This is a genomic window from Streptococcus sp. ST14 (assembly GCF_046098195.1).
In the GTDB taxonomy this organism is placed as follows: Bacteria; Bacillota; Bacilli; order Lactobacillales; family Streptococcaceae; genus Streptococcus.
On sequence record NZ_JBJUSF010000030.1, the window covers coordinates 23,058 to 29,296 of the forward strand.

Annotated in this window: 3 protein-coding genes and 1 pseudogene; 1 reads left to right on the forward strand and 3 read right to left on the reverse strand. The window is 35.8% G+C overall.

Translation table 11 applies throughout. The annotated features are described in order from the left end of the window. Positions 1-31: 31 nt before the first annotated feature. From ACIY19_RS09380 to ACIY19_RS09390, 3 genes and pseudogenes are all read right to left on the reverse strand, one after another. Entirely contained in the window at positions 32-2,086 is a 2,055-nt protein-coding gene (locus tag ACIY19_RS09380; RefSeq protein ID WP_409003275.1) for an FtsX-like permease family protein, read from the reverse strand. Continuing rightward, positions 2,076-2,849 (reverse strand): ABC transporter ATP-binding protein, encoded by a 774-nt coding sequence (locus ACIY19_RS09385; RefSeq protein WP_409003276.1) that lies wholly within the window; start codon positions 2,847-2,849, stop codon positions 2,076-2,078. The genes ACIY19_RS09380 and ACIY19_RS09385 overlap by 11 nt, the downstream gene beginning before the upstream one ends. A gap of 220 nt (positions 2,850-3,069) precedes the next feature. Then, positions 3,070-4,376: pseudogene (locus tag ACIY19_RS09390) on the reverse strand (transposase). Positions 4,377-4,674: 298 nt separating this feature from the next. Here ACIY19_RS09390 and pcpA point away from each other — a divergent pair. After that, a partial coding sequence (pcpA, locus tag ACIY19_RS09395) for a choline-binding protein PcpA (protein WP_061702086.1) occupies positions 4,675-6,239 on the forward strand: 1,565 nt, incomplete at its 3' end.

Here is a 6,239-nt window from a genome sequence, read left to right on the forward strand (position 1 = left end):
TTGGTTCCTCCTTTTCCTATTTTATTCTATCTTATTCATCTCTTTTGGGTTCCATTAAGGACAACAAGTATTTGTTGCTATTTTTCTTTACAATTCTGATATAGATGACTTCAAAACCTGCTAAGAGCAGTACTATCAGCATGGCTGTGATAAATTTCTGCCCCATGACCATTCTTGCACTGGCTGGTACTATTCCTGTGAGGAGGGAGCCCACTCCGAAGCTACTACTGATAAGTGCAAGGGCTATTGGCAGACCGAAATACCAATTGATTTGCTTTTCTGAAGATTTACAAAGAGTTTCGTAGTTGGCTCCGAGATGGATCAAGGTTTGGTATCGTCTGTAGGATTGTCTTTGTCCCATCAAAAACTGAACGCCAATGATTGTATTTGCCACAACAAGGAAGATGATAGCCAGATAGATAGTGATATAGCTGGCAGAGATAATGTAAAATAATTGTCTTCCCATATTTTGTATATAGCTTTCATAGCCAAGAGAGGTTTGATCTAGCTTTTCATTCGTATCTGAGATAGCTCTCATCAAGCCTTTTTCTTTGACCAGCTCAGGATCCAAGATACCACTAACATAATTTGAATACCGATCATCTGTATAGCTCATAAAGGTCTCATCTGGGACTATGAGGGCTACAGAAATGGTTATTTCACGGTCCGTTACAATCGGTAAAGACTGTACTTCGCCAATCAATTTTACATCATTTCCCATGACTTTGATTTGAGGGGTTGCTTTCAGAACAGAGTTAACCAAGTTCTCATCAGGGAGAAAATCTTTCCCCATATACAAGTAGGCTTCCTTGCTAGTTAGTTCTAGAGGAGGGAGATTGGCAGCCTTTCTAAGTTCATTGTATTCGGAAACTGGTATGAGGTGGGAAGTAGTAGACTGTTTAAATTTATGGAGCAAAATTTCCTTGTTTTTACTTTCTTTTTGCTCTTTCAATACCTTGATGAACTGTTCAAAGGACACGGATTCGTCTTCTTTCGGTTTGCCAACTTTGATTTGTAGAATCTTTGAAAACTGTGATGCCAGTCCAGCAGCTTCAAGCTCTTTTTTTACTGTATTCATATCAAGATTTTCATCTGTTTCCTGCTTGCTATCTCTAAATGTATAATCCAAAACGTGGGTTTGATTGCCTGAATTGCCACTTGCAATGGCAACACCTGCTCCAAAGAGGCACAAGGCAGAGAAGATTAAGAGCGAGCAGATAGCTAGTATAGTTGAGCGCTGGATAACTAATTCCTGAATCTGTCTAAAATTATAGGTGTGGAGTTTTCGATTGCTTCCAAGCTTGACCAAAAAGTCTATAAACAAACGCATACCAAAGAAGAGTAGTATAGTTCCTAGAGTCCCCAAGAGAACAGTGATGCCCATTGTTCTGACATTTTCCCAAGCTAGTCCACTCATCCCCAAGTAATAGGCTGTTCCTAGAAGCAAAATTCCGAGGACAGAAGCAAGAAGGTACACACTCTTGGGGAGTAGTTTCTTCATGCCAGAAGGAGAATAGGATAGCAGATCTCCGATTTCCTTATTGGCTGTTTTTGCACTTAAAAGAATAAAGACAGCTAATTTTACGGCTAGGAAACCGATGATTGTATAGAATAGAGCTGTAGTAGATAGAGAAAATTGATGTTCAATAATCCCTAGCCCAACAATTTTAGAGGTTATTAGGCTAATCAGTTCTGAAATCAAGATTGAAATTGGAAGACCTATTCCAAGAGCAAGAATACTGTTTCTCAAATCCTCGAGTAGGAGCAGCAAGAATAGTTTGCTTCTTCGCATCCCTAGCGTTAGATAGACACCAAATTCATGTTTTCTCCTTTCCATCTGCATACTGCTTGCGAAGTAGACTAGAAAAAAGAGAATAAAGAGGGTTGCCACATAAAGAATGGGAATCATGCTAAAGAGTTTATTTACAGCGTCACTCTCTATTTGTTTGAGAAAGATCATCACATCTTGATGGGACAAAGAAAGGATGATGTAAAAGGAGATAATAGAAAGAACCATGGAACTGAAATACAAGCCATTATTTTTTCGATCTCTCTTGCTATTTCTTGAGACTAATTTAGAAAACATTGCCATCACCTCCAGCTAGGGCAGCCATGACCTTTAGTATTCTGTGGTAGAAGTCTTCTTGACTTTCTCTTGGATAATCACGACGGATTTCATGGAATAGTTTTCCGTCTTGGATAAACAAGATGCGGTTGCAAAAGCTGGCTGCAACTGAATCGTGGGTAACCATGAGAATGGTGGTTTCTTCCACTTGATTCATTTCAGATAGTTTCTGCATCAAAATGGTCGCATTTTTTGAATCCAAAGCCCCAGTGGGCTCATCCGCAAATACAATCTTTGGGTCTAAAATCAAGGCACGAGCAGCAGCTACCCTTTGCCGTTGACCACCTGATAATTGAGATGGGAACTTATTCAGAAGCTCGGAAATATCCAGATATTGGGAAAGTAATTCTAACCGAACCTTGCTTTCGTTGGCATCGACCTTGTGCAAAGACAAGGGGAGTAAAATATTTTCTTTAGCTGTCAGATTGTCCAAAAGCTCAAAATTCTGGAAGAGATAGCCAATTTCCTTGCCACGATAATCAGATAACTGACTCCCTTTTAATTGACCTAAATCTTTTTCTTGCATTTGAATAGAGCCGTCAGTTGGCTTTATGATTGTGGCGAGACAGTTAAGAAGGGTTGTTTTTCCAGAACCGCTACTCCCCATAATTCCTAAGAACTCACCTTTTACAACCTGAAAAGATATGCCATCCAAGGCTTTGGTAATATTCGGCTCTTTTCCATAATGCTTTGTTAATGATTCTACTCGTAAAATGGTTTCCATGTGAAACACCTCCATCTTTTGTTACTTTCATTATAGTATGATTCAGAGTAGAATAACACTTACGGATGATGTAAGAAATCTTTATCGCTGACTTCTATGGTCAGTTTATTGGACTTATACTTATTATATTATAGCATGATTTTAAGGATTTAAAAAGAGAAGTAGGGGGGGAGGGATTCCTACAACCTTGAAACCATCGAATTTCAAAATTGAAAAAAAGCTAAGCTCGAGAAAGGACAAATTTCGTCCTTTCTTTTTTGATATTCAGGGCGATAAAAATCCGTTTTTTGAAGTTTTCAAAGTTCCGAAAACCAAAGGCATTGCGCTTGATAAGTTTGATGAGATTATTGGTCGCTTCCAATTTGGCGTTAGAATAGTGTAGTTGAAGGGCGTTGACGATTTTCTCTTTGTCCTTTAGAAAGGTTTTAAAGACAGTCTGAAAAAGAGGATGAACCTGCTTTAGATTGTCCTCAATGAGTCCGAAAAATTTCTCCGGTTCCTTATTCTGAAAGTGAAACAGCAAGAGTTGATAGAGCTGATAGTGATGTTTCAAGTCTTGTGAATAGCTCAAAAGCTTGTTTAAAATCTCTTTATTGGTTAAGTGCATACGAAAAGTAGGACGATAAAAATGTTTATCGCTCAATTTACGACTATCCTGTTGGATGAGTTTCCAGTAACGCTTGATAGCCTTGTATTCATGAGATTTTCGTTCAAACTGATTCATAATTTGAACACGAAAACGACTCATGGCACGGCTGAGATGTTGGATAATATGGAAACGATCTAGAACGATTTTAGCATTCGGGAGTGAAACAGTCTGGGAGACTGTTTCAGCCTGAGCCTAGAAATTTGAAAGCGAAGCTGTTTAGCTAAGTCATAGTAAGGACTAAACATATCCATAGTAATAATTTTGACGCGACATCGGACGGCTCTATCATATTTAAGAAAGTGATTTCGAATGATAGCTTGTGTTCTTCCCTCAAGAACAGTGATGATATTGAGATTGTTAAAATCTTGCGCAATGAAGCTCATCTTTCCCTTTGTAAAAGCATACTCATCCCAAGACATAATCTCAGGAAGACAAGAAAAATCATGTTTAAAGTGAAAATCATTGAGCTTACGAATAACAGTTGAAGTTGAGATGGAAAGCTGATGGGCAATATCAGTCATAGAAATTTTTTCAATTAACTTTTGAGCAATTTTTTGGTTGATGATACGAGGGATTTGGTGATTCTTCTTGACGATAGAAGTTTCAGCGACCATCATTTTTGAACAGTGATAGCACTTGAATCGACGCTTTCTAAGGAGAATTCTAGTAGGCATACCAGTCGTTTCAAGATAAGGAATTTTAGAAGGTTTTTGAAAGTCATATTTCTTCAATTGGTTTCCGCACTCAGGGCAAGATGGGGCGTCGTAGTCCAGTTTGGCGATGATTTCCTTGTGTGTATCCCTATTGACGACATCTATAATTTGGATATTTGTGTCTTTGATATCGAGTAGTTTTGTGATAAAATGTAATTGTTCCATATGAATCTTTCTAATGAGTTGTTTGGTCGCTTTTCATTATAGATCTTATGGGACTTTTTTTCTACAATAAAATAGGCTCCATAATATCTATAGTGGATTTACCCACTACAAATATTATAGAGCCATTTTTCTGGACTTAAAATTTAAAAATGATATACTGTGTTTATGGAGAGATGACAATTTATAAAATGTACTACTCTATTCTACTAGATAATGATTGAATAAAACTTTTTATAACAACGGCTAGCAAAGTTATAATTTTATATCTATTAGAAAATAAATATGTAAGGAAATTTAAATGAAAAAAACTACAATATTATCATTAACTACAGCTGCAGTTATTTTAGCAGCATATGTCCCTAATGAACCAATCCTAGCAGATACTCCTAGTTCGGAAGTAATCAAAGAGACTAAAGTTGGAAGTATTATTCAACAAAATAATATCAAATATAAGGTTCTAACTGTAGAAGGTAACATAGGCACTGTTCAAGTGGGTAATGGAGTTACTCCTGTAGAGTTTGAAGCTGGTCAAGATGGAAAACCATTCACGATTCCTACAAAAATCACAGTAGGTGATAAAGTATTTACCGTTACTGAAGTAGCTAGTCAAGCTTTTAGTTATTATCCAGATGAAACAGGTAGAATTGTCTACTATCCTAGCTCTATTACTATCCCATCAAGCATAAAAAAAATACAAAAAAAAGGCTTCCATGGAAGTAAAGCTAAAACTATTATTTTTGACAAAGGTAGTCAGCTGGAGAAAATTGAAGATAGAGCTTTTGATTTTTCTGAATTAGAAGAGATTGAATTGCCTGCATCTCTAGAATATATTGGAACAAGTGCATTTTCTTTTAGTCAAAAATTGAAAAAGCTAACCTTTTCCTCAAGTTCAAAATTAGAATTAATATCACATGAGGCTTTTGCTAATTTATCAAATTTAGAGAAACTAACATTACCAAAATCGGTTAAAACATTAGGAAGTAATCTATTTAGACTCACTACTAGCTTAAAACATGTTGATGTTGAAGAAGGAAATGAATCGTTTGCCTCAGTTGATGGTGTTTTGTTTTCAAAAGATAAAACCCAATTAATTTATTATCCAAGTCAAAAAAATGACGAAAGTTATAAAACGCCTAAGGAGACAAAAGAACTTGCATCATATTCGTTTAATAAAAATTCTTACTTGAAAAAACTCGAATTGAATGAAGGTTTAGAAAAAATTGGTACTTTTGCATTTGCAGATGCGATTAAACTTGAAGAAATTAGCTTACCAAATAGTTTAGAAACTATTGAACGTTTAGCCTTTTACGGTAATTTAGAATTAAAAGAACTTATATTACCAGATAATGTTAAAAATTTTGGTAAACACGTTATGAACGGTTTACCAAAATTAAAAAGTTTAACAATTGGTAATAATATCAACTCATTGCCGTCCTTCTTCCTAAGTGGCGTCTTAGATTCATTAAAGGAAATTCATATTAAGAATAAAAGTACAGAGTTTTCTGTGAAAAAAGATACATTTGCAATTCCTGAAACTGTTAAGTTCTATGTAACATCAGAACATATAAAAGATGTTCTTAAATCAAATTTATCTACTAGTAATGATATCATTGTTGAAAAAGTAGATAATATAAAACAAGAAACTGATGTAGCTAAACCTAAAAAGAATTCTAATCAGGGAGTAGTTGGTTGGGTTAAAGACAAAGGCTTATGGTATTACTTAAACGAATCAGGTTCAATGGCTACTGGTTGGGTTAAAGACAAAGGCTTATGGTATTACTTAAACGAATCAGGTTCAATGGCTACTGGTTGGGTTAAAGACAAAGGCTTATGGTATTACTTAAATGAATCAGGTTCAATGGC